Origin of the sequence: Ochrobactrum sp. SSR (assembly GCF_030067775.1) — a bacterium.
Lineage (GTDB): Bacteria > Pseudomonadota > Alphaproteobacteria > Rhizobiales > Rhizobiaceae > Brucella > Brucella teleogrylli.
On the sequence record NZ_CP125970.1, the window covers coordinates 207089 to 233466 of the forward strand.

A 26378-nucleotide genomic window follows, 5' to 3' on the forward strand; every position below is an offset into this window, starting at 1 on the left:
ATAGACCAGGTCACTACGCCGTTGCCATTGTCCTGTCCCTTTGCGGCGCACAGGCTGCCAGTGCCGCCGATGCGGTTACCGTTCCGCCGGAGGCGCCGCCCGTCGTGGAAAGCCGGCGCTGGGCCCTGCAAATCACACCCTATGTCTGGGCTGCGGGTCTCAAGGGCGATATTTCGCCTTTCCAGCGCGCACCGACCATCGGCATCGAAAAGTCCTTTTCCGATGTGTTGAGCGATCTCAATTTCAGCGGCTTCGTCAATGTCTGGGGCCGCTACGACCGTTTTGTCGTCTCGGGCGACATGATGTATGTCGATACGACTGAAAGCCACGCCTACGGCAACCTGCCGCCGCTGCCGATTGCCATTCCATCGGGCACGGTCGTCAAGGGCGATGTGGACAGCAAGCAGTTCATGGCCACGCTGCAAGCCGGTTATCGCGTGGTCGATACGCCCAAATTCACGCTTGATGCGCTGGGCGGCATCCGCTTCTGGCACATTTCCAATGATGTGACGGTGAGCGCGCTTGGCCTGACGCGGAGTTATGGCGAAAGCTTCAACTGGGTCGATCCGGTGGTCGGCACGCGAGCGCTTCTGCGACTCACGGACAAGCTCTCCTTGCAGGCACAGGCGGATATTGGCGGCTTCGGTGCCGGATCTGAGCTGACCTGGTCGGTGCTTGGCACGGTCAATTATCTGCTCACCGATCACCTGTCGGTCTCGGCGGGCTACAAGGCGCTGCATGTCGATTATGACCGCGATGGCTATGTGTTCGATTCTCGCCTGAAGGGCCCGGTTTTGGGTGTGACCTATCGGTTCTGAACGACAGCATATTGGGGCCGGAATTCTCCGGCCCTTTATACATTTTGATTGAGACTAGCTTTGGCTGCGCCGTGCCTTCATCACCAGATAGGCGATGGCGAGAAACACGAACCAGAACGGCGTGACCTTCAGGGCTGCTGCGGTATCTGGTTCCTGCGCGAGCGCCCACAAAATGAAGGCGAAGAAGGCGAAGACCATGACCACGGCGGCGCGTCCACCCGGCATTTTGAACGTGGACTTCTCATGCAGATCAGGGCTCTTGCGGCGATATTGCAGATAGGACGCAAGAATGATCGACCAGATGAAGATGAAGAGCAGCGCCGAGATCGTGGTAACGATGGTGAAAGCTTCGATGATGCTCTGGCCTGCATAGAGCAGAACCACGCCTGCCAGCAGGAAGATGCACGAGAAGAACAGCGCGTTGACCGGCACCTTGCGGTTGTTCAACTTGCCGAGCGCCTCCGGCGCCAGCTTCGAGGTGGCGAGGCCGTAGATCATGCGCGAGGTTGAGTAGATGCCCGAATTCGCGCTCGACGTTGCCGAGGTGAGCACCACGAAATTCACCACATGGGCGGCGATGCCGAGACCGGCCAGCGAGAACATGGCGACGAACGGGCTGGAGCTTGGATCGACCTGATCCCAAGGGATCACGGTGATGATCACAAACAGCGCACCGAGATAGAACAGCACCACGCGGATCGGGATCGAGTTGATGGCTTTTGGCAAATTGCGCACCGGGTCCTTGGTTTCGGCGGCGGCGGTGCCGACGAGTTCGATGCCGACAAAGGCGAAGACCGCGATCTGGAAACCGGCGACAAAGCCGAGGAAACCGTTGGGGAAGAAGCCGCCATGGTTCCACAAATGCGCGACCGAGGCCCGGCTGCCGTTCGGCAGGGTAAAGCCGGTCGAGAGCATGTACACGCCGGCGATGATCAGTGCGACGATGGCGACGATCTTGATCAGCGCGAACCAGAATTCGATTTCACCGAAATTGCGAACGGTGGGCAGATTGAGCGCCAGAAGCGTGAAGATCAGCCCAAGTGCCGGTATCCAGAGCGCCAGTTCGGGAAACCAGAACGAGACATAACCCGATACGGCCACCACGTCTGCCACGCCCGTCACGATCCAGCAAAGCCAGTAGGTCCAGCCGGTGAAGAACTGCGCCCATGGGCCGAGATAATCGCCCGCGAAATCTGCGAATGAGCGATATTCGAGATTGGACAGCAGGATTTCACCCAATGCGCGCATCACGAAGAACAGCATGAAGCCGATCACCGCATAGACGAGCAGGATCGAAGGGCCAGCCAGCGAAATGGTCTTGCCCGAGCCCATGAAAAGGCCGGTGCCAATCGCGCCGCCAATGGCGATCAGTTGCAGGTGTCTGTTGGATAGATTGCGCGCAAGGTGGGTATCCTCCTCCCGATCGGAATCGACAGAAGGTTTGGATGCGATGTTCATTCAAACGCCTCTTTTTATCGAGCAGATGCCAGATAGACCGCATCCGCAATTGTGCGCCCAATTGGACGAACGGTGCTTTCTGATAGACGATGAGAACGATGATGGAAACAGCGCGGAATATAATAATTAGGCTAAGATTTGACGCGGAAAGCTCTATTCAAAGCGCTAATATACTATTGATATAACGAGTAGTAGGCTATCTATTAGGGATTTGCGCTTGGGCGCGGCCATGAAAAATCATCGGCGCGACCGGGTGCGGGTTTTTTCTCGACAGGTGCCGGGTGGGTATTTTGGGGGCGTACGCCAAGATTGCCGCCGAGCAAAACGCCGCTCTCGTCCTTATTGATGTCGCGCAGGCTGACGGGTGCGACCCGGTCCACGGGTTTGGACGGGTCTTGCGCACCGGCAGCCGGGAGAGGCTGGCCCTCTTCCTTGCCGCCGCCAAGATAGGCGCGCAGCGGCTTTTCCGCATAGAAGGCAAGCTTGCGCTTGCCAGCCGAAGTGATGTTGATGCCGTCATTGCCGCGCAGGCGCGCCGTCTGACCGTTGATGTCGAAACCGGTCTGGGTGAAATTGCCGTCTTCATCGATAAAGCCGTCCCAGACATCGGCAAACTTGCCGCCCGCCTTTTCCGTGGTGGTGCGGTAGATTTCATTCAGCGCCAGCATGTCCTGTGACATGCCTTTCGGACGGAAGGCGGGCTGCCCGACCCAGACCAGCGGATAATGGCGGTCATTGATCGCCTTGACGAACTGGTCCACGCGCTTTTGATATTCCGCAGTCCATTCCGGCGAACGTGCGGCGAGGCTGGCGCCATTGGCCGTGATCGCCTGACGATCGTTGGAGCCGATCATCACGACGACGGCGGCAGGCTTTTCCTCATCCAGTATCTTGCCGATATTTTCCGGCCAGTTGAAATAGTCCTCACGCACAAAGCCCGACGAACCGTTGATGCGGGTTGTGACCGTCACATCCGGATCAGACGCAAAGGCCACATCGAGCCCTTCGGCAAGGCCGCTGCTGATGAAATCACCGACCACCAGCACCTTTTTTGCATCCGGGTTTTTCTCGATGACAGGCACGGTGGGCACTGCCACCTGTGGCGCGGCTTTGCGGGTGACGGGAGACGTCGCCTTGGGTGCGCGTTTCGGCTTTGGGCGGCTCTGCTGGGGCCGGGGCTGCTCATATTGGCGTTGCGGTTGTCGCGAACCAAACAGCAAGTCGAAAAGCGTCCGTGGCCGTTCCTGCGCTGATGCACTGGCAAGACCGGAAAGCAGCAGCGCCAGCGCTGCCAGCATGACACTGGCCGCCTTCAACATTTCGACTGCAATCCGAGATTTGCGCATCAGTTCCGCTTTCGTTGCAAAGCCATCATAATACGGCATGGCGCAAAAATGAAACGGAGCGCGCTTCGTGGGAAACGCGCTCCGATAAATCTGCGGTTCGTCTTAACGGCGACGCAGGACTGACAACACTTCCTTGCTCGGATGTCCATCCGGCTGCAAGCCGTTGCGCTGCTGGAAGGCCTCGATGGCTTTACGCGAGGTGGAGCCGATCTTGCCGTCGATATTACCGTCGTAATAGCCGAGCGCCTTGAGATGCGTCTGCAATTCCTGACGCTCGTTCATGGTGATCGGGGTGAACGGACGGTTCCAGTCCTGACGCAGCCCCTGATAGCCACTGATGCGGTCTGCCAGAAGGCCGACAGCCAGCGCATATTTGTCAGCATTGTTATAGCGCTTGATGACAAAGAAGTTCTTGGTCATCAGGAATGCCGGGCCCTTGCGGCCATCCGGCACCTTCAGCGTCACCTTTTCGCTCGGGTCGGGGAATGCACGCCCATTGGCGCGCACGACGCCGCGCTTTTGCCATTCGGCGACAGTCAGCGAACCGGATGGGAACTTGCCGCCCGCCGGTAGCACCACTTCGTAACCCCATGTCCGGCCCGGCTGCCAGCCATTGCGGTGCAGCAGATTGGCGGCAGTGCCCAGCGCATCGGGAATGGAATTCCAGATGTCGCGCTTGCCATTGCCATCCATATCGACCGCATAGGCCTGATAGCTGGTCGGGATGAACTGCGTATGACCGAGGGCGCCCGCCCACGAACCGGAAAGATGGCCGCGATCAATATCACCGGTCTGGAGGATCTTCATCGCGGCGATCAGCTGTGTGCGGCCATATTTGGCGCGCTTCGGATCGGCATAGGCCAGCGTCGCGAGCGAACGAACCGCATCGCGCATCACGTCGTCGCGCTTGAGAATCTCGCCGTAATTGCTTTCCATTGACCAGATGGCGAGCAGAATATTCCGATCAACCGAAAAGCGTTGTTCGATGCGCTGCAGCCACGGGCCCCATTTGCGCGCCATGCTCTGGCCGACGCCTGTAGAGTCCTCGTTCACGCGATTGTCGATGTAATTCCAGACAGGCTCGGTGAATTCCGGCTGATAACGCGCCTTCTCCAGCACGACGGGATCGGCAGCATCGACACCGCGGAAGGCGCGGTCGAAGGTGGAAGGCGAAACGCCGGCGTTGATGGCAACCGGACGGAAATTCGCCACCCACTGGCGAAATTTCGCATCGGCAAAAGCCGAACCGGTCGAAAGGGTGGATGCCAGCACCACAACGGCAACCGTAGCGGTCGCCTTGAGCTTCAGCGTCTGTCCCAGTGTGAATGGAAATCGCAGCATTCTGTGTTTCCCTTCTGCAATCTTCATGCCGGAACGTCTTGTTTTCCGGCGTGTTTCTTAAGAATGTCGATGCCGCTCGGTTCAGATTGCATGCGCTAACTAATACCATCCACTGTTTCAATTTGGCAGTGTAAAATTGGCATCGACCAGTTGAATGTTCAAATTATAGTCTGTCGGTTAGCATTTGGTTTACCATGGGCGGCGCTGCGGCAAAATTTGCCGGAAAATTGGAAAAATTTTTGAATCAAGCAACATTAAGAATGGTTCATTTAATGTGATGGTATGATCCATGTAATTTCGTCGTTCTTTAATGAAATAGCCTTATTTGAAATTCAGTTGCTTCAATGCTTTGATAGCAAGATTGCATTAGTGAAAATCGAGGAGACGAATGAGTTCGATCCGCAAAATCCGCAAAGCCGTTTTCCCCGTTGCCGGTCTCGGCACCCGGTTCCTTCCCGCCACCAAATCGATCCCCAAGGAAATGCTGACGGTCGTGGACAAGCCCGTCATTCAGTATGTGGTCGATGAAGCGCGTGAGGCCGGCATCGAACATCTGATTTTCGTCACCGGGCGCAACAAGGCGGTCATCGAAGATTATTTCGATGCGCAGGTCGAGTTGTATGCTACGCTTGCCGAACGCGGCAAAAAGGCCGAACTCGATCATCTTCAGGATTTGCAGCCGCAGCCGGGCACGACGAGCTTTACCCGTCAGCAGGTTCCGCTTGGCCTTGGTCACGCGGTCTGGTGTGCGCGTGAGCTGGTCGGCGATGAGCCGTTTGCGCTTCTGCTGCCGGATATGGTGATGCAGTCGAAGAAGGGCTGCCTCGCCGAAATGGTCGAGCTTTACGAAAAGACCGGCGGCAATGTCATCGCGGTGCAGGAATGCGACCCGGAAGAGGCGCATAAATACGGTATCGTCGGCAAGGGCAATGCAATCGGCTCCGGTTTCGAGATTACCCAGATGGTCGAAAAGCCCGCCAAGGGCACCGCGCCGTCCAATCTCTACATCAATGGCCGTTACATTTTGCAGCCGGAAATCTTCGAACTTCTGAGCAAGCAGGAAAAGGGCGCTGGCAACGAAATCCAGCTTACCGATGCCATGCTGAAGCTGGCCGATGCGCAGAAATTCTATGGCTTCGACTATCAGGGCCGCACTTTCGATTGCGGTTCCAAGGCAGGCTTCATCGAAGCCAATGTCGCGTTTGCGCTGTGGCGCAAGGACATCCGCCCCTCGGTGGAAGTGTCGATCAGCGAATTGCTGGAAACGATCAAGCCAGCCTGAGTTGGGTGCTGAAAATCGAAAACCGCCTTAAGTCTTGAAGGCGGTTTTTTTTTGTTGCCCGCTTCTAGTGGATTGAATTTGACGTTTGAATCCGGGCTGACATAGATGCTGTTTCAAACGTCAAATTCGAAAAATCCACTAAAGCATGTCGCTGTTAACCGGATTCGGGATTCCCGTTTGGCTTGATCTGTGATTCACTTGTCTCATGGAAGGAGATGCACCATGGGCAAGCCGCATCCGATTGAGTTGCGTGAGCGTGTCGTTGCGTTTGTGAATGAGGGCAATAGTCACCGGGAAGCCGCTCGGCATTTCCGTGTTTCGCCTCGGTTCGTCAACAACATGATGATCCTGCATCGGTCATCCGGCTGTCTGGCCGCCGCCAGGCAGGGCCACCCGCCTGGAAGTGTGAAGCTTTTGGCTCATGGTGATTGGGTCCGCGAGCAGATGTCCGCCCGTGGCGAAACGACTTTGGACGAACTGTGCGTTGCGCTCGCGGAGCGCGGTATTGAAGTCCACCGCGCCACGGTCGGGCGATTTCTACACCGACTTGGGCTGAGTAATAAAAAAAAGCCTCAAGGCAAGCGAGCAGCGTAGACCAGAGATCGCCAAGGCGCGTGATCTTTGGATCAATCGCCGAAAGCGGTTCTTCAACAAGGCCTTGTCGCGTCTCATCTTTATCGATGAGACTTCCACGAATACGCGCCTGACAAAACGCACCGGATGGTCTGCCAAAGGCAGGCGCTTTGCCGCCTATGCGCCCTTCGGAAAATGGAAGACACAGACCTTCATTGCCGGACTGCGCTGCCATGGCCTGACCGCGCCATGGATCGTCGATGCACCGATGAACAGCCGCATCTTCGAAACCTGGATCGAGACACAGCTTGTGCCGACACTGTCAGCCGGTGATATAGTCATCCTCGACAATGTCGGCTTCCACAAAAGCCGGAAGGCTGAGCAACTGGTCAAGGCAAAGGGCGCTTGGTTTCTCTTCCTGCCGCCCTATTCGCCGGACCTGAACCCAATCGAAATGGCTTTCTCAAAACTCAAGGCACTTCTGAGAAAGCGAGCAGCACGCAGCTTCGACGCCATCTCAAAAGCACTTGGCGATATCATCAGTCTCTTCTCCATCAATGAATGCCAGAACTTCTTTAAGGCTGCTGGGTATGAGGCCGAATAAATGCGACAAGCTTTAGATACATATACTTGCTAGTGGTCTTTTTGATTCCAACATTTGCTCAGCGCGTGAACCGAGGGATGCAAATGTTGGAATCAGACCACTAGCGCTGCACTTTCACGCCGAGATAAATGCTGTTGGAGTTATATTCTCGTGTCGAAACCTGGCTCGTCAGGAATTCATGACGCAAGCGCGCATCAAGCCCGACGAAGCGGTTGATCCAGTAAGTCGCGCCGATCTGTGCACCCAGCGTATAGTCCGTGCCGGTGCCATCCTTGTTCGCGCGGATGAGCGTGTCGACCCTGCCATTGAGGCTGAGGTCCGACCGGATGCGATGCGTGACGTCGAGGCTCGCAAATTGCAGCAGCGAACCGGCAATGCCCGGCGTGGTGGACATATCCACGGTGGTTTGTGAATAAAGCCGCACATCGGTGCCACGCAATGGCGACCAGTTGAGCGCGGCATTGATCGACGGTCCGCTGACTGCTCCAAGCCGGTCATCATCGCTGTTGGCGCGCATATAGCCTGCGGCGAACTCGCCGTTCAGCTTTTCGCCCATATCGACCATCAGGCCGCCGCGCAGGGCGAATTGCGAACCACTGCGTTCAAAGCCGTTGCTATCCACGCGCTCGTCGAAAATGCGCTTGCCGAGTTCCACTTCGGCGAATGGCTTGATGGCCTGCGACATGGAGAAACCGCCGCGCAGCGTGATGCTGGCATAGGTGTTGTCGCGATCCTTCTGGCTGACAGTGCCGCCGGAAGGCAGTTCCGCATCGCCATACATATCGTGTTCGACGCGGCCCGTGGCGCGACCGAAAATCAGCCCCGTATCGTGCTCGACGCCGAGGCTGCCATTGAAGGTGTGAACCAGCGGGCGCTGCAAGGCGCCAACCACGCCATTCGGATTGGAGGCGCTTTCACGCCGCAGCCTATAACCCGCGCCCGTATTGACCGTGGTTTGGTCGGTCAGATCGAGGCGCAGATTGCCCTGAATGTCGAGCTGCGGTTCGCTCACATCCTGACCGGAAATGGATTTGCTCAGCGTGCCCGATGCATCGAGCGTCGCCTGATGCCGCGCCCAGTCGGATTGCGCATTGAGGCGCAGCGTGGTTTCCGATAGCACTGCACTCGAACCGGACGCACTATTGTCGCCGTTCGATGTCGCGCGAATGCCTTGCTCAAGCGAAGGGCGCAGAACGAACGATCCGGCGCGGAGGCCAACCGGCGCGAAGGGGTCTGCCTCCTGTGCCGGCCCGCGCCCCTGTTCGGGTGACTGGCGCATATTTTCGCGCTGCACACGCCCGCTATCGCTATCCGCTTCGTTTGTGATCGCGCCAACCCGCATGGCGTCAAGCGGTTGATCCTCGAGCGGCGCCGCCGGGGCAGGCTGTGGCTGGGCGTCCGCTGCAACCGCATTATCCTGCATCGGCGCGAAAAATGTGTCGGAACCGTCATCGCTCCCACCACCGCTGGCGCTATCGGAACGGCCGGGGGCTGCGAGCCCGCGCGCGGCGAGCGTATCCGGCGACGAGGCGGAAAGCACGTCTTCCGGCACACTGCCGCGCAGATAGGCATCCTGAGCATGCGAGAGGGAAGGGATGATAGCCATCGCCGCGCCCGCCAGAAACAGGCTTCTCAGCCTGCGGGCAATGGGCGTCGAACCGCCGGATAGAGGCATGGCAAATGGCATATGTGATTTCAAACCGTTGCAACGTGGTGGATGAACGGTAAAGGCACATGGTTAATTCTTGGTTGCCATCGGCGATGTTGCGCAACGAAAGCAATCATTTGTGGGTAATAAAAGCTTGGACAACGGGCAGCGAAGAGGCTAACGCTTTGCGCCATGGAAAAGCTCGATCAAACCCAGATTTCGACGGGTGCGGAAGCGGCCATCGCTTCGGCGCTCCGGACCATTCGAACCGAAAACGAAGGACTTGCCGCGCTTGAAGAAGCGCTGCGCAATGGTTTGTCCGGTCCCTTCGCACAAGCGGTAAAACAGATCGCCACCGCCAAGGGGCGTCTGGTCGTTACCGGCGTCGGCAAGAGCGGCCATATCGGCGTCAAGCTTGCCGCCTCATTTGCCTCGACGGGCACGGCTGCTTTCTTCGTGCATTCGGCGGAGGCCAATCACGGCGATCTCGGCATGATAGGTCGTGACGATGTGATTCTGGCGATCTCGTGGTCCGGCGAAACGGCCGAACTGAAGGGCATCGTCAATTATTCGCAGCGTTTCCGCATTCCGCTGATTGCAATCACCTCGCGTGAGGATTCCGCACTCGGTCGCGCTGCAACTGTCGTGCTCCAGTTGCCCAAGACGGCAGAAGCCTGCCCGCACGGGCTGGCGCCAACCACTTCAACCATTATGCAGCTCGCCATCGGCGATGCGCTGGCGATTGCGCTTCTGGAAGCACGCGGGTTTACACCGAGCGATTTCAAGACCTTCCATCCGGGTGGTTCGCTGGGTGCGAGCCTCATCCATATCCGCGATATCATGCATCGCGGAGAGCGCATTCCGCTGGTAGCCGCTGGAACGGCCATGCCAGCCGCGATGAAAGTGCTGGCGCAAAAGAGTTTCGGTTGCGTGGTTGTGGTCGATGAGAGCGGCGAACTGGCCGGTATCGTCACGGACGGCGATATTTCGCGCAATCTGCACCGCAATCTGTCGGAACTGGCGGTCGATGACATCATGACCCGCAAGCCGAAGACGGTCGATCAGAACATGCTGGCCACTGCTGCACTCAACACGATCAACGAAAACCACATCGGCGCACTGATCGTGGTCGAGAACAACCGCCCGGTCGGTCTCGTGCATTTCCACGATCTGCTGCGGATTGGGGCTGTCTGATTAAGGGAGTAGGGGAGTAAGGGAGTAGGTTGACGACCAGCGCATAACATACTGACCCATTCCCCTATTCCCCTATTCCCCTATTCCCCTAAACAGCTACCTCTATCTCCAGCGTCACTGCATCGAAGGCCACGACGCGAACTTCAGTACCTGCGGGCAGGTCCGGCCCTTTCACACGCCATGTCGTATCGTTGATGCGAATGCGTCCGCGCCCATTGATGATGGGCTCGGTCAGTGTGGTGCGCTGACCAACCAGCTGTTCGCCGCGCCGGTTGAGCAGAGGCTCGTCCAGATTTTCGCTCTTCGAGCCAAAGAAACGGCGTCCTGCCAGCGCGAACACCACGGCCAAAACAAGAAAGACGACCAGTTGGACCTGCCAGCCAAAAGCGCTGGTCGATGACAGGAGAAAAGCCATCCCCCCTGTCACCAGTGCGGCGAGGCCGAACCAGATGAAGAAAATGCCGGGCGCCAGAATTTCGAGAATGAGCAGGACCAGCCCGAGGACCAGCCAGCTCCAGATGCCAAGTTCGGACAGAAATTCGATAATCATGGCGCTCCACCCCTGATTTAGCCGCGACCGGTCGGCGGAACGCTGCGCGCGCGCGAAATGCCCGGCGATGGCGGTGTCGGGTCAACGGGCTTGTTGCCGTCGCCGAACACTTCCCGCGCAATGGCCCCGATCCCGCCGAGCGAACCAATCAGCGAGCTTGCTTCCAGCGGCATCAGCACGACCTTCTGGTTCTTGGCGCTGGCGATATTGCTGAGCGCTTCGGTGTATTTCTGCGCCACGAAGTAATTGAGCGCCTGCACATTGCCGTTGGCGACAGCGTCCGACACCAGCGTCGTGGCCTTGGCTTCGGCTTCGGCGAGACGCTCGCGGGCTTCCGCTTCGCGCTTGGCTGCTTCCAGCTTGCCCTCGGCTTCGAGAATTTGCGACTGCTTCTGTCCCTCAGCGCGCAGGATCTGGGCATTGCGGTCGCCTTCGGCTTCCAGAACCTGTGCGCGCTTGTCACGCTCCGCCTTCATCTGGCGGGCCATCGAGGTGACGATATCTGCGGGTGGATTGATATCCTTGATTTCCACGCGGGTCATCTTGATGCCCCATGGATGGGCTGCTTCGTCAACGACACGCAGCAGGCGATCATTGATCGCATCGCGGTTGGAAAGCAATTCGTCTAGATCCATTGAGCCCATAACGGTACGAATGTTGGTCATGGTGAGATTGAGGATCGCATATTGCAGGTTGGCCACCTGATAGGCGGCCTGCGCGGCGTTCAGCACCTGATAGAAGGCAACGCCGTCGACGCCGACAATGGCGTTGTCACGAGTGATGACTTCCTGCGTGGGCACGTCCAGCACCTGCTCCATCATATTGAGGCGCGCGCCGATACGGTCGAAGAACGGGACAATCAGATTCAGGCCCGGATTGAGCGTACGTGTATAGCGGCCGAACCGTTCCACCGTATAGTTGAAACCCTGCGGCACCGTCTTGATGCCCGCGAAGAGTGTCGCCAGAACCAGCGCAGCCAGAATGAGCAGCGTGATGTCGAAACCTGTCATTGTCTAACCCTCGTTATATGGCAGTAGGGCAATAAGGCAGTAGGGCAGTAGGATAGAAATTACCACAGTTCAGACATACTGCCTTACTCACTTACTGCCCTATTGCCCTAAATCCATCCCTGCAACTCGCGCCGTACCATCGTTTCGATGACCTTCATGCCCTCTGCGCTGTCATTGAGGCAAGGGATGTGGCTGAAATTTTCGCCGCCGTTTTCATGGAAAAGGTGTGCGGCTTCATTGCCGATCTCGTCAACCGTCTCAAGGCAGTCCACAACGAAGCCCGGATTGAGAACAGCCACGGATTTCACGCCCTGTTTCGCCAGATTTTCCACGGTTTCATCTGTGTATGGCTGGAGCCATTCCTCCGGTCCAAAACGGGACTGGAAGGTGGAACGAAACTGGTTTTCATCCATGCCGAGCCGGATGCGCAACAGGCGCGAGGTTTCCAGACATTGTTCGCGATAAGGATCGCCCTTGTCGGAATAGCTTTTCGGAATGCCGTGATAGGACGCGAGGATCACTTCCGGCTTGAAGGACAGTGTCGCGAGGTGGCTTTCGATGGAGCGCGCCAGCGCTTCGATATAGACCGGTTCCGTTTCATAAGACGGAATGGTGCGGATTGCGGGCATGAAGCGCTTTTTCATCAGCGCTTCGAAAAACTTGTCGTTCACCGTCGCGGTCGTGGTTGCCGAATATTGCGGATAGAGAGGGAACACGACGATACGCTCGCAGCCCTGTTGCAGCAGGCGATCGGTCACGCTTTCAATGGATGGCTGGCCATAACGCATCGCCCAGTCTACGACGACGTTGGGAATGTCGGTGAGCGCGGTTGCCAGCTTTTCACCTTGCGCGCGCGTATAAGTGCGCAACGGCGACTCGTTCTTCTCGTGGTTCCAGATGCGGTCATAGAGCTTGCCGGAACGCTTGGGACGCGTATTGAGCACGATGCCGTAAAGGATCGGATACCAGAACAGGCGCGACCATTCGATCACGCGGCGGTCGGACAGAAACTCTGCAAGATAGCGCCGCATCGGGGCGTAACTCGTGCCGTCCGGCGTCCCCAGATTGACCAGCAGAACCCCAACTTTGGGCAGTTTGGCCTGCGCGGGCTGGTTTGGGTTCTGTTGCACGGTGTCCATCTTACTCATGAGCCGACTCCTATCCCGCTGGAAAATAGAGCATTTCCAGCAAAAGTTTGAAACGGTTTTACGCGGGAAACGCGCAGTAAGCAAAGGCCAGAAAAAGCGACAAATTACAATCCTGACAATTGCAGACAACAAAAAATTCAAGCGGCGCGAGCATAGCCCGCGCCGCTTGAAGGGGAAGAGATGTTATGTTTCGCTTTAAAGCGGTTCCGGTTAAAACAGAATCTCGGAACCGCTATATCTGTTTGTTTTTACGCATTATCCTGCGCAAAACCGCTACGCACTTTTGCTGGAAATGCTTTAGCTGGTTGCGCGACGGGACAGTGAGAAGCGCGAGCCTGCCGACGAGGTGCAGTTGAGCTGGTTTTGCGAAACCAGAGCACAATTGACCTTGGACGAGGTGCCGCGCACGATCGAGCGCATGTCGATTTCAACGAGCTGCGGCGACTGATAGCGATAATTGCCTTCGGCGAGCCGTTCGTTGGTGTCGGTGGTGCGGGTTTCGAAGATACCGCCATTGAACGACGATACAATGCCGTTTGGATCGACCCAGCTGCCTTCGATGCCACTCGGTGCGCGGGAGACAGTTGGAACATTGCCGCCGACCGGTCCGGTCGTTTCGCAAGCCGCCAGCACAAGCGACATGACGGCAAGTGGGGCAACGATGCGGAAGCTTTTCATGTCCATGCTTTCTCCAAAATGGGGATAATGACGTGTGATGAATCGAAATTTACACGAAAACAAGTCCCCAATGTGAGGATTGGCCGCCAGATGTGTTAATTTATTGGTAATGATGCAAAATCGCCGCGCAGATGCCGGCTTTATGCCGTGAATATCAGCCCGAAAGATACAAGCATCAGCAAGACAAGCAGACCCGCCGACCACTTCATCATGCGACTGATAAGGGCGATGCGGGAGGAATTGTTCTTGACGGAGCGACGTGCTGCGAGGGACTTGGCAGTTTGGTAGAGGGCCAGATAAACAACCATCGAGACCAGTCCGATTGTCCATCCCGTCTGCACAAGCTGGCTCGGATGCCCCGGCACGCCCAGAATCCACGGCAGGATCAGCAGCCCGCTGAGCAGGGCTACGAGATCGGGAAAGCGGTCTGCCACAATGCGCCTTAATTGACCGGACATGTCTGGAAAATCACATCAGTTTCGTTCGGATGCGCTGAGGCGCAAAGGCCCGGTCGGTGCCGGGCCTTGGCTTCATTGAATCAACGCACCAGCACGTTGCGGAACTGCCATGGGTCCTTGGTGTCGAGGTCTTCCTCGAACAGATGCCCGCGACCTTCCAGTGGCGTCCAGTCGGTATAATAGCCTTTCACGGGGCCAAGATACTGCATCTGGACTTCGAGGCAGCGGCGATAGTCGATTTCGTCAGTTTCAACGATACCGCTTGTCGGGTTTTCCAGCGCCCAGACCATTCCAGCCAGCACGGCGGACGAAACCTGCAGGCCCGTCGCATTTTGATAGGGCGCAAGCTTCCGTGCTTCCTCGACAGTTAGTTGCGAGCCATACCAGTAGGCGTTCCTGTCATGACCATAAAGCAGGACCCCCAGTTCGTCCGAACCGTCGAGAATTTCTGCCTCTTCCAGCACATGCTGGACGGGCTGGGCCTTGCCGCCCGCGCCGAACATTTCGTCGAGCGAGAGAATGGCGTCATTGCTCGGATGATAGGCATAATGACAGGTCGGACGGTAATCGAGTTTGCCCTTCTTATCCCGCACGGTGAAGTAATCGGAGATGGAGATCGCCTCGTTGTGGGTGACCAGCAGGCCGAATTGCGCGCCGAGGGTCGGGCACCAGGTGCGAATGCGCGTATTGCCGCCGGGCTGTTCAAGGAAAATTGCCGCCTTCGTGCCCTTCTTCTGCTTGCGTGCATTTTTCGGCTTCCACTTTTCGTGGCTGCCCCAGCCGAGTTCGGCAGGCTGTAAGCCTTCGGAAATGAAGCCTTCGACGGACCACGTATTCCAGAACGTGTTGAACGGTTTCGGTTCCTTTGCGCGCTGCGTGTCGCGTTCCGCGATGTGAACGCCCTTCACGCCAGCCTTTTTCATCAGCTTGGCCCAGCCATTGCGGTCATCGGCCGCCGGTTCGGTGAAGTCGAGCTTGAGTTCCGTCGCCAGATCGACCAGCGCCTTCTTGACGAACCACGACACCATGCCCGGATTGGCACCGCAGCACGACACGGCGGTCGGGCCGCCGGGGTTCTTGCGCTTTTCTGCCAGGAGGGTTTCGCGCAGCGCATAATTGGTGCGCGCGGCATTGTCCATCTTGTCATCGAAATAGAAGCCGAGCCAAGGCTCGACCACGGTGTCGATATAAAGCGCGCCGTTCTTGCGGCTATAGTGCATCAGATCGACCGATCCGGTATCGACCGACAGATTGACGACGAAAGCCTGTCCTTCCGCACCTTTCAGGAACGGGTCCAGCACTTCTGCGTAATTATCCTTGGTGATCGCCTGTTTGACGAAACGAATGCCCTTGTCGTCAAGGATCTTGCGGTTTTTCTCGCTCGGGTCGATCACGACCATCCGCGATTTGTCGAATTTGAAATGGCGTTCTATCAGCGGCAGGGTACCGCGCCCGATCGACCCAAAGCCGATCATGATTACGGGGCCGGTGATCTCGCTATAGACTTGCCATTTCGCTTTCGCCATTTTCTTCCTCTGTGTGAGCCGCAGAAATTGCGGCGTTTTGCTCTGTAACCGTTCGACGGCAGGATTGAAACCGGAACGATAGCACAACTTCATACAAAGAAAGAAACGTCACACCCCTATGACATGCAGACGTGTTTAACGCTTTTTAGGATTTTAGCCTTCAATCAGCTTGGCGCGGATCATGCCGCGCAGTGAATTGCCGACGAGAATATTACGCGCGTTTTTGAGATCGTCTACGGAAACTATCCCCTCAGAGACCACGCTGTTGTTCAAAAGCTCGCGGCGCAGAACGCCATCCAGCAGCCCGCAGGATAGAGCAGGCGTCACACAGGTCGTACCGCCAATATCGAGGAAAATCGACGTGATGGTGCCTTCGCAGACCTCATCGCGGTCATTCAGCAGGATGACCTCGTCCACTTCTGCGGAAGAATATTCCTCACGCGCGGCGATATAGGCCTGACGGCACGTGGTCTTGTACCGAAGCAGCGGGTCGTCATGTTTGAGGCGGGTGCGTGCAATCGCTATGCGCCATGTCGTCTGCTGCGGCAGCGACTCATAATTAAAGGCAGCAACATTGGCGACGCCATCCGGGGCCAGCGTGAGGCGCAGTTTCAGGGCGTGGTCACCGGAGCCTGCATTTTCAATCTGCTGGCGGATGGCGTCCATATTGCAGGAGAAACCAAGTTCGCGCGCGGACTGTTCCAGTCGCGCCAGATGCAATTGCAGCCGCAGAACCCCGGACAGAGGCTCCCATCGCATGGTTTCAATCAGCTGATATTCTGGTTCCGCACTGACGGTTTTTGCCCCGTCGCGAACCGTGCTTTCAGAAGGCATTCCTCATACTCCGCTTGCGCCGTGGAATCGAAAACCACGCCGCCCCCGACATTGAAGATTGCACGATTTTCGTCGAGAAGCGAGATCGTGCGGATGGCGACATTGAAACGCATGCGTCCGCTTGGCTCAATCCAGCCGAGCGAACCGCAATAAATGTCACGTGGGTTGGGTTCCAGCTTGCGCAGGATTTCCATGGCGCTGATTTTCGGCGCGCCGGTAATCGAACCGCAGGGGAAAAGGGCTGCAAATAGCGACCGCAGGGGAATATCGCTTTTCAGCCTTGCTCGTACCCGACTGATCATTTGGTAAACCGTAGGGTAAGTTTCAACCCGGAAAAGTTCTGGCACCTCCAGCGTGCCGACTTCGCTGATGAGCGATATGTCGTTGCGCAGCAGATCAACGATCATGCGATTTTCCGCCTGGTTTTTTGGATCGTTCATCAGAAAGGTGCGATTAGCCTCGTCTTCCTCAGGCGTCGCTCCGCGCGGCATGGTGCCTTTCATGGGATGGGTTTCGATCCACCCATCGGCATCCACCTCGAAGAAAAGCTCTGGCGAACGCGACAAGACTGTCGGACCGCCGAGATCGCAATAGGTCGCGTAGCGAACCGGCTGACGTGCGGCGAGCGCGTTGAACAGCACCAGCGGATCACCGCCCCATTCCGCATGAACCGGAAAGGTCAGGTTGCCCTGATAGCAGTCACCTTCGTGCAAGTGTCGGTGCAGGCGGTCGAACCGCGTTTTATATTCTGCTGGCGTCCATTCGGCGACAGGATCGCGCAGATAGGTCGCATTATCATTGCCACGATGATGCAAAACTTCGTCAGATGGCCCGTCGAAGACGCCGAAGCACAGCATAGGGGCCTTGCGCCCGGTCGGCAGGAGGGGCTTCAGCTTCGGTTCAAGAAGATAGCCGGCCTCATAGGAAAGATAGCCCGCAAGCCATTTCCCATCCGCATGGGCGTGTTGCATGGCATCCCATGCGGCATCGAATTCATCCGGCTCGTCGGCGCGGATGATGGTCGATGGGGCCGCGAAAAGCACGTCGCGGCCCGCCTTATCGTCCCGAAACAGGATCAGCGGTTTGTTACCCGTTCGGGTCACTGTCGCCTCAGTCTTCCATGGCTTCGAGTTCGTCGATGATGCCTTCGATCACCGACAAGCCCTTGCTCCAGAAGTTCGGGTCGGTGGCATCGAGACCAAACGGAGCCAGAAGTTCCGTGTGATGCTTGGTGCCGCCCGCTTTCAGCATGTCGAAATATTTCTGCTGAAAGCCCTTTTCGGAATTCTGGTAGACGGCATAGAGCGAGTTCACCAGACAATCGCCGAAAGCATAGGCATAGACATAGAATGGCGAGTGGATGAAATGCGGGATATAGGACCAGAACGTCTCGTAGCCCGGATTGAGCCGCACCGCTTCGCCGAGGCTTTCGCGCTGCACATCCATCCAGATTTCACCGATGCGCTCCGACGTCAATTCGCCTTCGCGGCGCTCGGTGTGGATGCGGCGCTCGAACTGGTAGAAGGCGATCTGGCGCACGACCGTATTGATCATGTCTTCGGCCTTCTGGGCCAGCATGGCCTTGCGTTCGCGCTTGTCCTTCGTCCGCTCCAGCAGTGAACGGAAGGTCAGCATTTCGCCGAAGACCGAAGCGGTTTCGGCCAGTGTCAGCGGGGTGGAGGCCATCAGCGCGCCCTGGCCACCAGCCAAAACCTGATGCACGCCATGGCCCAGTTCATGGGCAAGCGTCATCACATCGCGCGGCTTGCCCATATAGTTGAGCAGAACATAAGGATGCGCAGATGGCACGGTCGGATGGGCGAAAGCGCCCGGAGCCTTGCCGGGACGCACTGGCGCGTCGATCCAGTTCTTGTCGAAGAAATCCTTGGCAATCGCGGCCATTTCCGGCGCAAAATTGCCATAGGCCGAAAGCACGGTATCGCGCGCTTCATCCCACGAAATCAGGGCCTGCGGGGTTTCCGGCAGTGGTGCGTTGCGGTCCCAGTTTTCCAGCTTGTCTAGGCCGAGCCACTTGGCCTTCAGCGCATAATAGCGGTGCGAAAGGCGTGGATAGGCGTCTTCGACTGCCTTGGCGAGCGCATCCACAACCTCGCGTTCCACGCGGTTTGCAAGGTGGCGACTGTCGGCAATGTCCTGAAAACCGCGCCAGCGGTCGGAAATTTCCTTGTCCTTGGCCAGCGTGTTGGTGATCAGCGTGAAGGTGCGCAGATTGGCGCCGAATGTCTTGGCGAGCGCTTCGGACGCCTTTTTGCGCACCGCGCCATCAGCGTCCTGCAACATGTTCAGCGTCGGTTCGATGGCGAGTTCCTGGCTGTCGATCTCGAAGCGCAGGCCCGACATGGTTTCATCAAACAGGCGGTTCCATGCGCCGAAACCGGTGATCGACTTTTCGTGGAAAAGCTGTTCCAGCTTGTCGTCGAGCTGATAGGGCTTGTCCTTACGCAGATCGGTCAGCCACGGGCGATAATGGCCGATTGCCGCATTGGCATCCATGGCCTTGTCGAGAATTGCATCATCGATGCGGTTCAGTTCGAGACTGAAGAAAATGAGATGCGTGCTGGCGTCGGTCAGCTTCTGCTGCACATCGCCAAAAAGCTTCATGCGCTTCCGATCGGTCGTGTCGCCGTAATAATAGAGCCCGGCATAGGAGGCGATGCGCCCCATCAGTTCGTCCAGCGCTTCGAATTCCTTGATCGCATCGGCAAAATTGCCGCCATCGGCCTTGGCTGCTTCAGCACCCAGCTTGCCCTTCCAGCGTTCTTCGAAGGAGGCTGAATCCTTCATCGCTTTCTCGATGTCGGCCTTCAGCTGCGGGCTGTCGGCTGCGGGATAAAGATCGGCAAGGTTCCATTCCGGCAGTGTGCCGAGATCGGCCTTTGCGGTAGCGGCGCTATCGCCGGATGGGGCCAGAACCGGTACGGGAAGAAGTGCGTTGAACGAAGCAGAGTCTGAAAAACGGGTCATAAGCATTCTCCTATTGGCCTTCTTCTCGCATGTCTTGCCGGGATCGCCAAGAGGGGCAACACAGCGGTACAACCGGTGTTATGTAAGCAGCCAATAAATTGTCAGTAACTTCCGCGATTACTTTTTGGGCGCTTCAAGCATTGAGTGTTTTTTAGACGAAAATTTTGTGAAACTAGCGTCAGATACTGTTTTAAGGTCTTGCAATTGTTGGCGGTTTGGCTCCAAATAGCGCGCCTGGAGCAGTAAACTTTTGTTGATTTTTTAACAGTTTAATGTGTCCGGGCGCGGGAACTCCACAGGTTGATTAAAGCTTTAATGGGCACGCGCATTCTCATAGCGGATGATGATCCGATTCACCGACGCAATATTGAAGCGATGGTCCAGCGCATGGGGTATCGCACGATCCTGGCTGACGGGGGCAATGGCGCGCTTGGTTTCGCGACGCAGCGCAAGGATATTGCGCTGATCCTGCTCGACATGGCCATGCCGGACATGGATGGTCTCAGCGTTCTCGCCAAAATGCGCGATGTGGGCGTGACCATACCGGTGATCGTGCTGGTTCAGGGCGAAGACCTGAATAGGGCCTTGCAGGCGGTGAAGCTTGGTGCAGTGGATTTCGTGACCACGCCGGTGGTTCCTGAGCGCGTCCAGCTTTCGATTTCAAATGCGCTGAAACTTGATGCGCTCGCCCACGAGGTGCGGCGCAACCGTTCGCTCAGAACACATTTTCCGCTTTCCGACATCATTGCCAGAAGCCCCGATATGGAGCGGGCGATGGTCGCCGCACGACGCGCTGCCGCATTGGATGCGCCGCTTCTTCTCGATGGGGAACCAGGCAGCGGCAAGGAAACGCTGGCCCGCGCCATTTGCAGCGCTGGCGCGAGATGGCGCGAAACTTTCATCACCGTCGATTGCCGCACACTGACAACGGACAATGTGGACCAGATCCTGTTCGGCGCGCCGGAAAAGCCACGCATGGGCGGTTCCGCGATCACGGGGCCGGAGGGGGTTTTCGGCAAGCTGGCGAGTGCCGATGGCGGCACGCTCTATCTGGATGAAGTCGGGTTCCTACCGCGTCATGCCCAGATGCGGCTCTATTCGGCCATGCAAACGGGGCAGTTCGAGGCGGCGGGCGTTCAATACCCGTTCAATGCGCGCGTTATGGCTTCCACGACGCAGCCGTTGAGCGATCTGGTGCATACGGGGCGGTTCCATCCGGGCCTTGGCCAGTTGCTGGGGTCTTTCATGTTGCCGGTTCCCGCCTTGCGCAACCGTTCGGAAGATATTCCGGTCCTGCTGCACCATTTCACGATGCGTTTTGCCAGCGAGGAGCGGCGCGGCCATATCACCGGCATTGCGCCGCATGTGCTGGAACGGTTGCGGGTCTATGATTGGCCGGGCAATGTGCGCGAGTTGAAGAATGCGGTTTTCCGCGCCGTTTTGCTGTGCGAGACCTCCGAGCTGACCATGGCGGATTTTGCCGAACTGATGAGCAATGTTGACGGCTGGACGGGTGCGCCCCAGACAGGCGCGAGGGTGGCGACGCATGCCAGTATCGCATCCGGCAGGGTCGCGCCCGGTGTCATCAGCGGCACCAATGCCGATGGCGAAGTGCGGACCCTTGCCGCCGCCGAAGAAGAAATGATCCGCTTCGCGCTGGCACATTACGACGGGCAAATCAGTGAAGTCGCGCGTCGTTTGGGCATCGGAAGGACCACGCTTTACCGGAAGCTCAAGGAATATGGCATTGATGTGACCTCCATATCCGGCAGGGGATTCGATGACGGTCAGGAGGGTGACAGCACCACTTTCCGGCGCTCCGCAGGATAATGAAATCAGTCTAAATATTTGAATTTCAATAGCTTCTAATCTTCGCCTTGGGGCGGAAAGAGTGCCTGTTGCCAATTAAAGACTGTTAATAATTTTTTTACCATAGCGAAAATAGATGCGCTCCTGTGTCTTTTTTGCCATGGTGTTTCCGCATTTGTTGTTCACTAAGCGTCCATTAACCATTAAATCCGACAATTGGATCTATGGCGGAACGAAGCGGATTTCGTGCGGCGCTCAGAAAAGGTCACTTGGAAAGAGAGCTGCGGGCGAGACCAATTGCAACTGTCGTGACTGACAGTTGCCGCGAGTTTCAGACTTGTAGCCTCTGGGGGCGGACAAAACGGTAAGGCGATACGATTCGATGAACAGCATATCGACCATGAAAGCGCGTTTCGCGAATGTCTGGAATAAAACCCGGATCGGTGCGACGACGCGTCTGTCTCTCTCGTTTTCCCTTGTTGCGGCGGCAATCGCCTTTGTGGCTTCTCCCACGCAGGCTTCGGCTGAAACCCGCGCCCTCAAACTTTATTACGTCCATACCGGCGAGAAGGCGGAAATCGTCTTCAAGAAGAATGGCCGCTATGTGCCCGAAGGGCTGAAGCGCCTCAACGTTTTCCTGCGCGACTGGCGCCGCAATGAGCCGACCAAGATGGACCCGCGCCTGTTCGATCTGGTCTGGCAGGTCTATCAGTCCACCGGCTCGCGCGAATATATCAATGTGGTGTCGGCCTATCGCTCGCCTGCGACCAACGCGATGCTGCGTTCCAGCACGCGCGGCGTCGCCAAGAAGAGCCAGCATATGCTGGGTCGCGCGATGGATTATTACATTCCGGGCGTCAATCTGGCCAAGTTGCGCGGCATCGGCATGCGCTACCAGATCGGCGGCGTCGGTTATTATCCGCGCTCGGGCTCGCCTTTCGTGCACATGGATGTCGGCAATGTCCGCTCCTGGCCGCGCATGAGCCGTCGCGAGCTTCTGGCACTGTTCCCGGATGGCAAGACGGCCCACCTTCCGGCTGATGGCAAGCCATTGCCGGGCTATGAGCAGGCGCTGGCCATGATCGAGAAGCGCAAGGCCGGTGGCGGCGGCGAGGTCATGGTGGCCAGCAATTCGTCATCCACGCGCAAGAGCAAGACGCTGTTTGGCGCGCTCTTCGGCGGTGGTGCGGATGAAGAAGAAGATAATGGCGATGTCGCGGCGCCAGCGACTGCGCGTCCGGCGCGCGCCACGGCTCCGGCCAAGCAGGCTCCAGCCGCAGCGCCGGTGGAAGAAGCTCCGGCTCAGCCGCGCGAAACGATGATTGCCGCATTGCCAGCGCGTGAAGCGCCGGTTCCGATGCAGGCTCCGCGTCCTGAGACTGGTTTGAACGCTCAAACACTCGAATCGCAGGCGCAGACCGGCACTGTTGCCGAGCAAGGTGCCGCTGTCGTCGCCATGAATGTGCCGATCCCGGCGCGCAAGCCTGAAATGGCGCCGCAGGATGCCGTGGCGCTTGCCGCCGCCGATCCTGATGCGGCGGCCCAGGTGGCGGATGCTTCGCCGCTCATGACCGGCTTCGTGCCGATCCCGTCGGCCCGTCCGCAGCTTGAAGGCGACGATGCGCAGGCGCAGCTTATTGCAGCGGTTGTCCCGTCGCAGCGTCCGGAACGTCCGGGTGAGCACCCTGTCGCCACCGGTCAGGATGCAATTGCAGCGCTGGTCAATAATCACGACAATGATGCCGTGGCTGTGGCCGGTGCGGGTTCTTCGCCAACGAATCCGGGTGAAGCGGGTGCTTTGCCCCTGCCGCAGCAGGCACCGCGCGCCGAGCCCAACACCCAGCTCGCAATGCTGTCCAAAAAGGACGAAATCGGTGAGCTGATCGCCCCGCCGAGCGACGATTACGACTCCGAACCGGTTGCCAAAGTGGAGATGAAACCAGCTCCGGTTCAGACGGCTTCTCTGGCGCCTGTCGCGGCACCGGTTCAACCGGCAGCCCGCGCCAAGCAGCCTGCCTCAGTTGGCAAGGCGGTTGATACGGGTGTTCGCACCACCGCCAAGGGCGCTCGTCGTGTTGCCAAAGCGTCTTCGGCAAAGCCGCGGGCCGTGGTTCAGCCGGCAGCCGTGCATAATGCAGAAATGGCAATGTCGTCGGAATCCATGGCGCAGAAGGCTCCGGTCACCAATCCGGTTCTGCGTAACGATGCGCTGCGCAGTGCCCCAGCAATGGTCTATACGGCTGGCTTCCAGCAGGGTGATCTGCCCAGCGAACGCGCAAACAAGTTCAGCGGCAATGCTGTGACCTTCCTGACGGTCGCAAAATTCACCGCAACGAACTGATTGCCGCAAAGGCATCAAAGAAAAAGGGGCCACGGAGGCCCCTTTTTTATGGTCGGTTTTAGAGCGGTTTCGGTTAAAACGGAATCGTGGAACCGCTCTATCTATTTGTTTTGACGCATTATCCGACGCATCGAAGCAGGATCAGAAATCAGTCCAGTGGACTGATTTCCCTGCGTAGGCGCTACGCACTTTTGCTGGAAATGCTCTAGGAACCTCAGCCTTTCAGGCTGGCTGCATCACGTGCAAGCGTGGTGATGGCGTCCCAATCGCCCGCTTCCACGAGTTCCTTCGGGGCAACCCACGATCCGCCGACGCAAATGACGTTTGGCAGCGAGAGATAGGTTTTTGCATTGGCGAGGCTGATGCCGCCGGTTGGGCAGAAGAAGGTTCCGGCCAGAGGAGACGAAAGCGCCTTCAGGAAAGATGCGCCACCGGCCTGTTCCGCCGGGAAGAATTTCAGATGCGTGTAGCCTTCTTCGCGCAGCGTCAGCATTTCGCTGGGCGTGATGGCGGCAGGCAGCAGCGGCACGTCGCTGTCATTGGCCGCGTCGACAATCTGTCTCGTCGCGCCGGGGCTGACGATGAAGCGCGAACCGGCCTTTGCCGCCTGTTCATATTGCTTTGCGTTGAGGATCGTACCGGCGCCGACGATGGCTTCAGGCACTTCATCAGCCACAGTGCGAATGGCTTCCAGCGCCGCTGCCGTGCGCAAGGTGATCTCGATGGCAGGAAGCCCGCCTTTGGCCAGTGCGCGCGCCAGCGGCACGGCGTGTTCTACCTTGTCGATCAGCAGCACCGGAATAACCGGCTGGCCTTTCATGACGGGGACGAGAAGATCGGTTTTCTGGGGCATCGGCTCGCTCGGCTGTTGGAGTATTTCGGCATATTCTGCGGAACGTGCAACGATTCCGCAAAAATGGACATGCACGCAATGTGATAAATCGATTTAAATATAAGAGGCCCACTTGTCCACAGCCGGGACAAGGTTGTTTTCAGGCCGCAGTCTTCAAAGTATCAAGCTGTTTCTGCCAGCGCTGATAGGCGGCGGCCATGCGCGTGTCGTAATTGTTGCGGGCGAAAGCGGGGCCATTATAGCGTCTGGCGAAGTTGCGCCAGTCGCAGGCGCGCATGACTTCCACCAGCCCCGCCTTTTCGATGAAGCGCAGCATCAGCCGCACCTGACCGGCGACCGACCCGCGCGCTTCCGCCACCAGCGCATCGACCGAAGCAAAATCGAGCCATTCCCAATGCGCGCCCATGACCTGACCCAAACCCCAGGAGGTGGATTCCAACGCGGCTTTCTTGTCGAGACCCATGGCTCGTTCCAGCAAAAGCCAACGGCCGCCTTGCGATTTCGGATTGGCGATCTTGCCAGCTTCCGGCGCGGACAGGCCGTTCTTGCGGGCATAGTCGCGGATACGCCCGGAAAGCCTGCGGTCGAAATAATGCCCTTCGAAACGGATTGCCGGTTCCTTTTGTCCATCCACATCGTAAAGCGCGCGACCGCCGCTTTCCACTTCCGCAACCGCCAGCAAGGCCGCCGGATTGATCTCGGCCTGTTTTGCCATGACGGTCATCGCATCGATGGTCTGTTTGTCGAACATGCATTTCTCCTCTTGGACGGTGGTGTTCGTGGCAATTTTCGCCGCATCCGGGGCCGTGAGGATAAAGTTGTCTTGAATTATCGGTGTCCGGGGATTAGTTGCGGGGTAGATTTTCAAAGAAGACACAAACGATGAGCAATTTGCCTTTCACCGTCGCCGCCCTTTATTGCTTTGCGCCGCTGCCGCAATATGAAAGCCTGCGCGAGCCGCTGGCGCAGCTTTGCTGTGGAAACGGCATCAAGGGAACGCTGCTTCTGGCTGCCGAAGGGATCAACGGAACTGTGGCTGGCACAGCCGAGGCGATTGAAAAGCTTGTCCAGCACATCACCGCCATTCCGGGACTCAGCCAGCCGGAACTGAAATATTCCCATGCAAGCGAAATGCCGTTCAATCGCATGAAGGTGCGGCTGAAGCGGGAAATCGTCACGATGGGCGTCGATGGTATCGATCCGCTGAAAAGCGTCGGCACCTATATTGCCCCGCAAGACTGGAACGCCCTGATTGCCGACGAAAATACGGTCGTTGTCGATACGCGCAACGATTATGAATATGCGATCGGTACGTTCGAGGGCGCTCTCGATCCGCAGACCAAGACTTTTCGTGAATTTCCGAGCTGGGTAGAACAGAACCGCGACAAGCTGGAAGGCAAGAAGATTGCCATGTTCTGCACCGGCGGTATTCGCTGCGAAAAGGCGACGGCCTTTGTGAAAGGCCTCGGCTTTGACGATGTCTTCCATCTGAAGGGCGGCATTCTCAAATATCTGGAAGAAGTCCCGCAGGAAGAGAGCATGTGGAACGGCGAGTGCTTCGTGTTCGACGAGCGCGTAGCCGTTGGCCATGGCCTGACCGAAAGCGACGTGGAGCTTTGCCGCGCCTGCCGTCGTCCGATCACGCCAGAGGACAAGCTGTCGAAGTTCTTCGAGGAAGGTATTTCCTGCGCCGGTTGCTATGATGAGCGCACGCCGGAAGATCGCGCCCGTTATGCCGAGCGTCAAAAGCAGATCGGTCTCGCCAAAGCGCGTGGACAACACAAGCATATCGGCAGTTGAGCCTTCTTTAGCCACTAGCCAAACAAGTTGCACCGCATTATGGTGACGCCGATTTCGGAACGAACTGAATTCGTTACGGAATTTTGGGCGGCTTTTGCATGGACGCCCGTGCATCAAGGGTC

23 protein-coding genes are annotated in these 26378 nt (G+C 57.6%); 8 read left to right on the top strand and 15 right to left on the bottom strand.

What is annotated here, in order from left to right:
- Window positions 1-32: 32 nt before the first annotated feature.
- Window positions 33-818 carry a hypothetical protein gene (locus QLQ11_RS12495; RefSeq protein ID WP_371830843.1) on the top strand — a complete coding sequence of 262 codons (786 nt, stop codon included), beginning with the start codon at window positions 33-35 and terminating at the stop codon, window positions 816-818.
- A 54-nt stretch (window positions 819-872) separates the two neighbouring features.
- On the opposite strand, the gene QLQ11_RS12500 is transcribed toward QLQ11_RS12495, so the two are convergent.
- The 3 genes from QLQ11_RS12500 to QLQ11_RS12510 all read right to left on the bottom strand — a co-directional run bounded on the left by QLQ11_RS12500 (window position 873) and on the right by QLQ11_RS12510 (window position 4963).
- Window positions 873-2276 carry an amino acid permease gene (locus QLQ11_RS12500; protein ID WP_109367725.1) on the bottom strand — a complete coding sequence of 468 codons (1404 nt, stop codon included), beginning with the start codon at window positions 2274-2276 and terminating at the stop codon, window positions 873-875.
- A gap of 203 nt (window positions 2277-2479) precedes the next feature.
- Window positions 2480-3622 (bottom strand): DUF459 domain-containing protein, encoded by a 1143-nt coding sequence (locus QLQ11_RS12505; RefSeq protein WP_121539254.1) that lies wholly within the window; start codon window positions 3620-3622, stop codon window positions 2480-2482.
- A gap of 102 nt (window positions 3623-3724) precedes the next feature.
- Window positions 3725-4963 (bottom strand): lytic murein transglycosylase, encoded by a 1239-nt coding sequence (locus QLQ11_RS12510; protein WP_109367724.1) that lies wholly within the window; start codon window positions 4961-4963, stop codon window positions 3725-3727.
- Between the two features lie 388 nt (window positions 4964-5351).
- Between QLQ11_RS12510 and galU the strand changes: the two genes are divergently transcribed.
- The 3 genes from galU to QLQ11_RS12525 all read left to right on the top strand — a co-directional run bounded on the left by galU (window position 5352) and on the right by QLQ11_RS12525 (window position 7422).
- Complete coding sequence (gene galU, locus QLQ11_RS12515) at window positions 5352-6245, top strand: UTP--glucose-1-phosphate uridylyltransferase GalU (RefSeq protein ID WP_078339237.1); 894 nt, start codon at window positions 5352-5354, stop codon at window positions 6243-6245.
- A 222-nt stretch (window positions 6246-6467) separates the two neighbouring features.
- Entirely contained in the window at window positions 6468-6839 is a 372-nt protein-coding gene (locus QLQ11_RS12520) for a winged helix-turn-helix domain-containing protein (RefSeq protein WP_011982874.1), read from the top strand.
- A 31-nt stretch (window positions 6840-6870) separates the two neighbouring features.
- Entirely contained in the window at window positions 6871-7422 is a 552-nt protein-coding gene (locus QLQ11_RS12525) for an IS630 family transposase (protein ID WP_342210480.1), read from the top strand.
- Between the two features lie 100 nt (window positions 7423-7522).
- Here the strand turns inward: QLQ11_RS12525 and QLQ11_RS12530 are convergent, their stop codons facing one another.
- Window positions 7523-9109 (bottom strand): outer membrane beta-barrel protein, encoded by a 1587-nt coding sequence (locus QLQ11_RS12530; RefSeq protein WP_121538726.1) that lies wholly within the window; start codon window positions 9107-9109, stop codon window positions 7523-7525.
- A 153-nt stretch (window positions 9110-9262) separates the two neighbouring features.
- On the opposite strand from QLQ11_RS12530, the gene QLQ11_RS12535 reads away from it, so the two are divergent.
- A complete protein-coding gene (locus QLQ11_RS12535) occupies window positions 9263-10264 on the top strand; it encodes an SIS domain-containing protein (protein ID WP_109367721.1) in 1002 nt (333 codons plus the stop codon).
- An 88-nt stretch (window positions 10265-10352) separates the two neighbouring features.
- Here the strand turns inward: QLQ11_RS12535 and QLQ11_RS12540 are convergent, their stop codons facing one another.
- From QLQ11_RS12540 to QLQ11_RS12580, 9 genes are all read right to left on the bottom strand, one after another.
- Window positions 10353-10814: an NfeD family protein gene (locus QLQ11_RS12540; RefSeq protein WP_109367720.1), complete on the bottom strand. Its 462-nt coding sequence runs from the start codon at window positions 10812-10814 to the stop codon at window positions 10353-10355.
- Between the two features lie 17 nt (window positions 10815-10831).
- Complete coding sequence (locus QLQ11_RS12545) at window positions 10832-11824, bottom strand: SPFH domain-containing protein (RefSeq protein ID WP_109367719.1); 993 nt, start codon at window positions 11822-11824, stop codon at window positions 10832-10834.
- Window positions 11825-11931: 107 nt separating this feature from the next.
- Window positions 11932-12972: a ferrochelatase gene (gene hemH, locus QLQ11_RS12550; RefSeq protein ID WP_124916260.1), complete on the bottom strand. Its 1041-nt coding sequence runs from the start codon at window positions 12970-12972 to the stop codon at window positions 11932-11934.
- A 297-nt stretch (window positions 12973-13269) separates the two neighbouring features.
- Window positions 13270-13650 (bottom strand): outer membrane lipoprotein Omp10, encoded by a 381-nt coding sequence (gene omp10 / locus QLQ11_RS12555; protein ID WP_109368022.1) that lies wholly within the window; start codon window positions 13648-13650, stop codon window positions 13270-13272.
- 140 nt (window positions 13651-13790) lie between these two features.
- On the bottom strand, window positions 13791-14108 hold the full coding sequence (locus QLQ11_RS12560) for a hypothetical protein (RefSeq protein ID WP_109367717.1): 318 nt from the start codon (window positions 14106-14108) through the stop codon (window positions 13791-13793).
- Window positions 14109-14188: 80 nt separating this feature from the next.
- Window positions 14189-15634, bottom strand: coding sequence for a homospermidine synthase (locus tag QLQ11_RS12565; RefSeq protein WP_109367716.1), 1446 nt, complete (start codon window positions 15632-15634; stop codon window positions 14189-14191).
- 153 nt (window positions 15635-15787) lie between these two features.
- Window positions 15788-16468 carry an aminotransferase class IV family protein gene (locus tag QLQ11_RS12570; protein WP_124916262.1) on the bottom strand — a complete coding sequence of 227 codons (681 nt, stop codon included), beginning with the start codon at window positions 16466-16468 and terminating at the stop codon, window positions 15788-15790.
- Window positions 16402-17571, bottom strand: coding sequence for an aminodeoxychorismate synthase component I (locus QLQ11_RS12575; protein WP_109367715.1), 1170 nt, complete (start codon window positions 17569-17571; stop codon window positions 16402-16404). Before QLQ11_RS12575 ends, QLQ11_RS12570 begins: the two co-directional genes overlap by 67 nt.
- 7 nt (window positions 17572-17578) lie before the next feature.
- Window positions 17579-19453 carry a M3 family oligoendopeptidase gene (locus tag QLQ11_RS12580; RefSeq protein WP_181376052.1) on the bottom strand — a complete coding sequence of 625 codons (1875 nt, stop codon included), beginning with the start codon at window positions 19451-19453 and terminating at the stop codon, window positions 17579-17581.
- A gap of 315 nt (window positions 19454-19768) precedes the next feature.
- Between QLQ11_RS12580 and QLQ11_RS12585 the strand changes: the two genes are divergently transcribed.
- Together QLQ11_RS12585 and QLQ11_RS12590 are read left to right on the top strand one after the other, a co-directional pair.
- Complete coding sequence (locus QLQ11_RS12585) at window positions 19769-21283, top strand: sigma-54 dependent transcriptional regulator (RefSeq protein ID WP_109367714.1); 1515 nt, start codon at window positions 19769-19771, stop codon at window positions 21281-21283.
- A gap of 379 nt (window positions 21284-21662) precedes the next feature.
- Entirely contained in the window at window positions 21663-23603 is a 1941-nt protein-coding gene (locus tag QLQ11_RS12590) for a DUF882 domain-containing protein (protein ID WP_371830833.1), read from the top strand.
- Between the two features lie 214 nt (window positions 23604-23817).
- On the opposite strand, the gene QLQ11_RS12595 is transcribed toward QLQ11_RS12590, so the two are convergent.
- Together QLQ11_RS12595 and QLQ11_RS12600 are read right to left on the bottom strand one after the other, a co-directional pair.
- Window positions 23818-24456, bottom strand: coding sequence for a 2-dehydro-3-deoxy-phosphogluconate aldolase (locus QLQ11_RS12595; RefSeq protein WP_109367712.1), 639 nt, complete (start codon window positions 24454-24456; stop codon window positions 23818-23820).
- Window positions 24457-24595: 139 nt separating this feature from the next.
- A complete protein-coding gene (locus tag QLQ11_RS12600; protein ID WP_109367711.1) occupies window positions 24596-25207 on the bottom strand; it encodes an N-acetylmuramidase family protein in 612 nt (203 codons plus the stop codon).
- Window positions 25208-25338: 131 nt separating this feature from the next.
- Between QLQ11_RS12600 and QLQ11_RS12605 the strand changes: the two genes are divergently transcribed.
- Entirely contained in the window at window positions 25339-26256 is a 918-nt protein-coding gene (locus tag QLQ11_RS12605) for a rhodanese-related sulfurtransferase (protein ID WP_283736272.1), read from the top strand.
- Window positions 26257-26378: the final 122 nt, after the last annotated feature.

Excerpts from the sequence above, each read along its gene's own strand:
- QLQ11_RS12500 (WP_109367725.1), bottom strand. The coding sequence starts at position 2,276 with ATGAACATCGCATCCAAACCTTCTGTCGATTCCGATCGGGAGGAGGAT.
- QLQ11_RS12505 (WP_121539254.1), bottom strand. The coding sequence starts at position 3,622 with ATGCGCAAATCTCGGATTGCAGTCGAAATGTTGAAGGCGGCCAGTGTC.
- QLQ11_RS12510 (WP_109367724.1), bottom strand. The coding sequence starts at position 4,963 with ATGCTGCGATTTCCATTCACACTGGGACAGACGCTGAAGCTCAAGGCG.
- galU (WP_078339237.1), top strand. The coding sequence starts at position 5,352 with ATGAGTTCGATCCGCAAAATCCGCAAAGCCGTTTTCCCCGTTGCCGGT.
- QLQ11_RS12520 (WP_011982874.1), top strand. The coding sequence starts at position 6,468 with ATGGGCAAGCCGCATCCGATTGAGTTGCGTGAGCGTGTCGTTGCGTTT.
- QLQ11_RS12530 (WP_121538726.1), bottom strand. The coding sequence starts at position 9,109 with ATGCCATTTGCCATGCCTCTATCCGGCGGTTCGACGCCCATTGCCCGC.
- QLQ11_RS12535 (WP_109367721.1), top strand. The coding sequence starts at position 9,263 with ATGGAAAAGCTCGATCAAACCCAGATTTCGACGGGTGCGGAAGCGGCC.
- QLQ11_RS12540 (WP_109367720.1), bottom strand. The coding sequence starts at position 10,814 with ATGATTATCGAATTTCTGTCCGAACTTGGCATCTGGAGCTGGCTGGTC.
- QLQ11_RS12545 (WP_109367719.1), bottom strand. The coding sequence starts at position 11,824 with ATGACAGGTTTCGACATCACGCTGCTCATTCTGGCTGCGCTGGTTCTG.
- hemH (WP_124916260.1), bottom strand. The coding sequence starts at position 12,972 with ATGAGTAAGATGGACACCGTGCAACAGAACCCAAACCAGCCCGCGCAG.
- omp10 (WP_109368022.1), bottom strand. The coding sequence starts at position 13,650 with ATGAAAAGCTTCCGCATCGTTGCCCCACTTGCCGTCATGTCGCTTGTG.
- QLQ11_RS12560 (WP_109367717.1), bottom strand. The coding sequence starts at position 14,108 with ATGTCCGGTCAATTAAGGCGCATTGTGGCAGACCGCTTTCCCGATCTC.
- QLQ11_RS12565 (WP_109367716.1), bottom strand. The coding sequence starts at position 15,634 with ATGGCGAAAGCGAAATGGCAAGTCTATAGCGAGATCACCGGCCCCGTA.
- QLQ11_RS12570 (WP_124916262.1), bottom strand. The coding sequence starts at position 16,468 with ATGCCTTCTGAAAGCACGGTTCGCGACGGGGCAAAAACCGTCAGTGCG.
- QLQ11_RS12580 (WP_181376052.1), bottom strand. The coding sequence starts at position 19,453 with ATGACCCGTTTTTCAGACTCTGCTTCGTTCAACGCACTTCTTCCCGTA.
- QLQ11_RS12585 (WP_109367714.1), top strand. The coding sequence starts at position 19,769 with ATGGGCACGCGCATTCTCATAGCGGATGATGATCCGATTCACCGACGC.
- QLQ11_RS12590 (WP_371830833.1), top strand. The coding sequence starts at position 21,663 with ATGAAAGCGCGTTTCGCGAATGTCTGGAATAAAACCCGGATCGGTGCG.
- QLQ11_RS12595 (WP_109367712.1), bottom strand. The coding sequence starts at position 24,456 with ATGCCCCAGAAAACCGATCTTCTCGTCCCCGTCATGAAAGGCCAGCCG.
- QLQ11_RS12600 (WP_109367711.1), bottom strand. The coding sequence starts at position 25,207 with ATGTTCGACAAACAGACCATCGATGCGATGACCGTCATGGCAAAACAG.
- QLQ11_RS12605 (WP_283736272.1), top strand. The coding sequence starts at position 25,339 with ATGAGCAATTTGCCTTTCACCGTCGCCGCCCTTTATTGCTTTGCGCCG.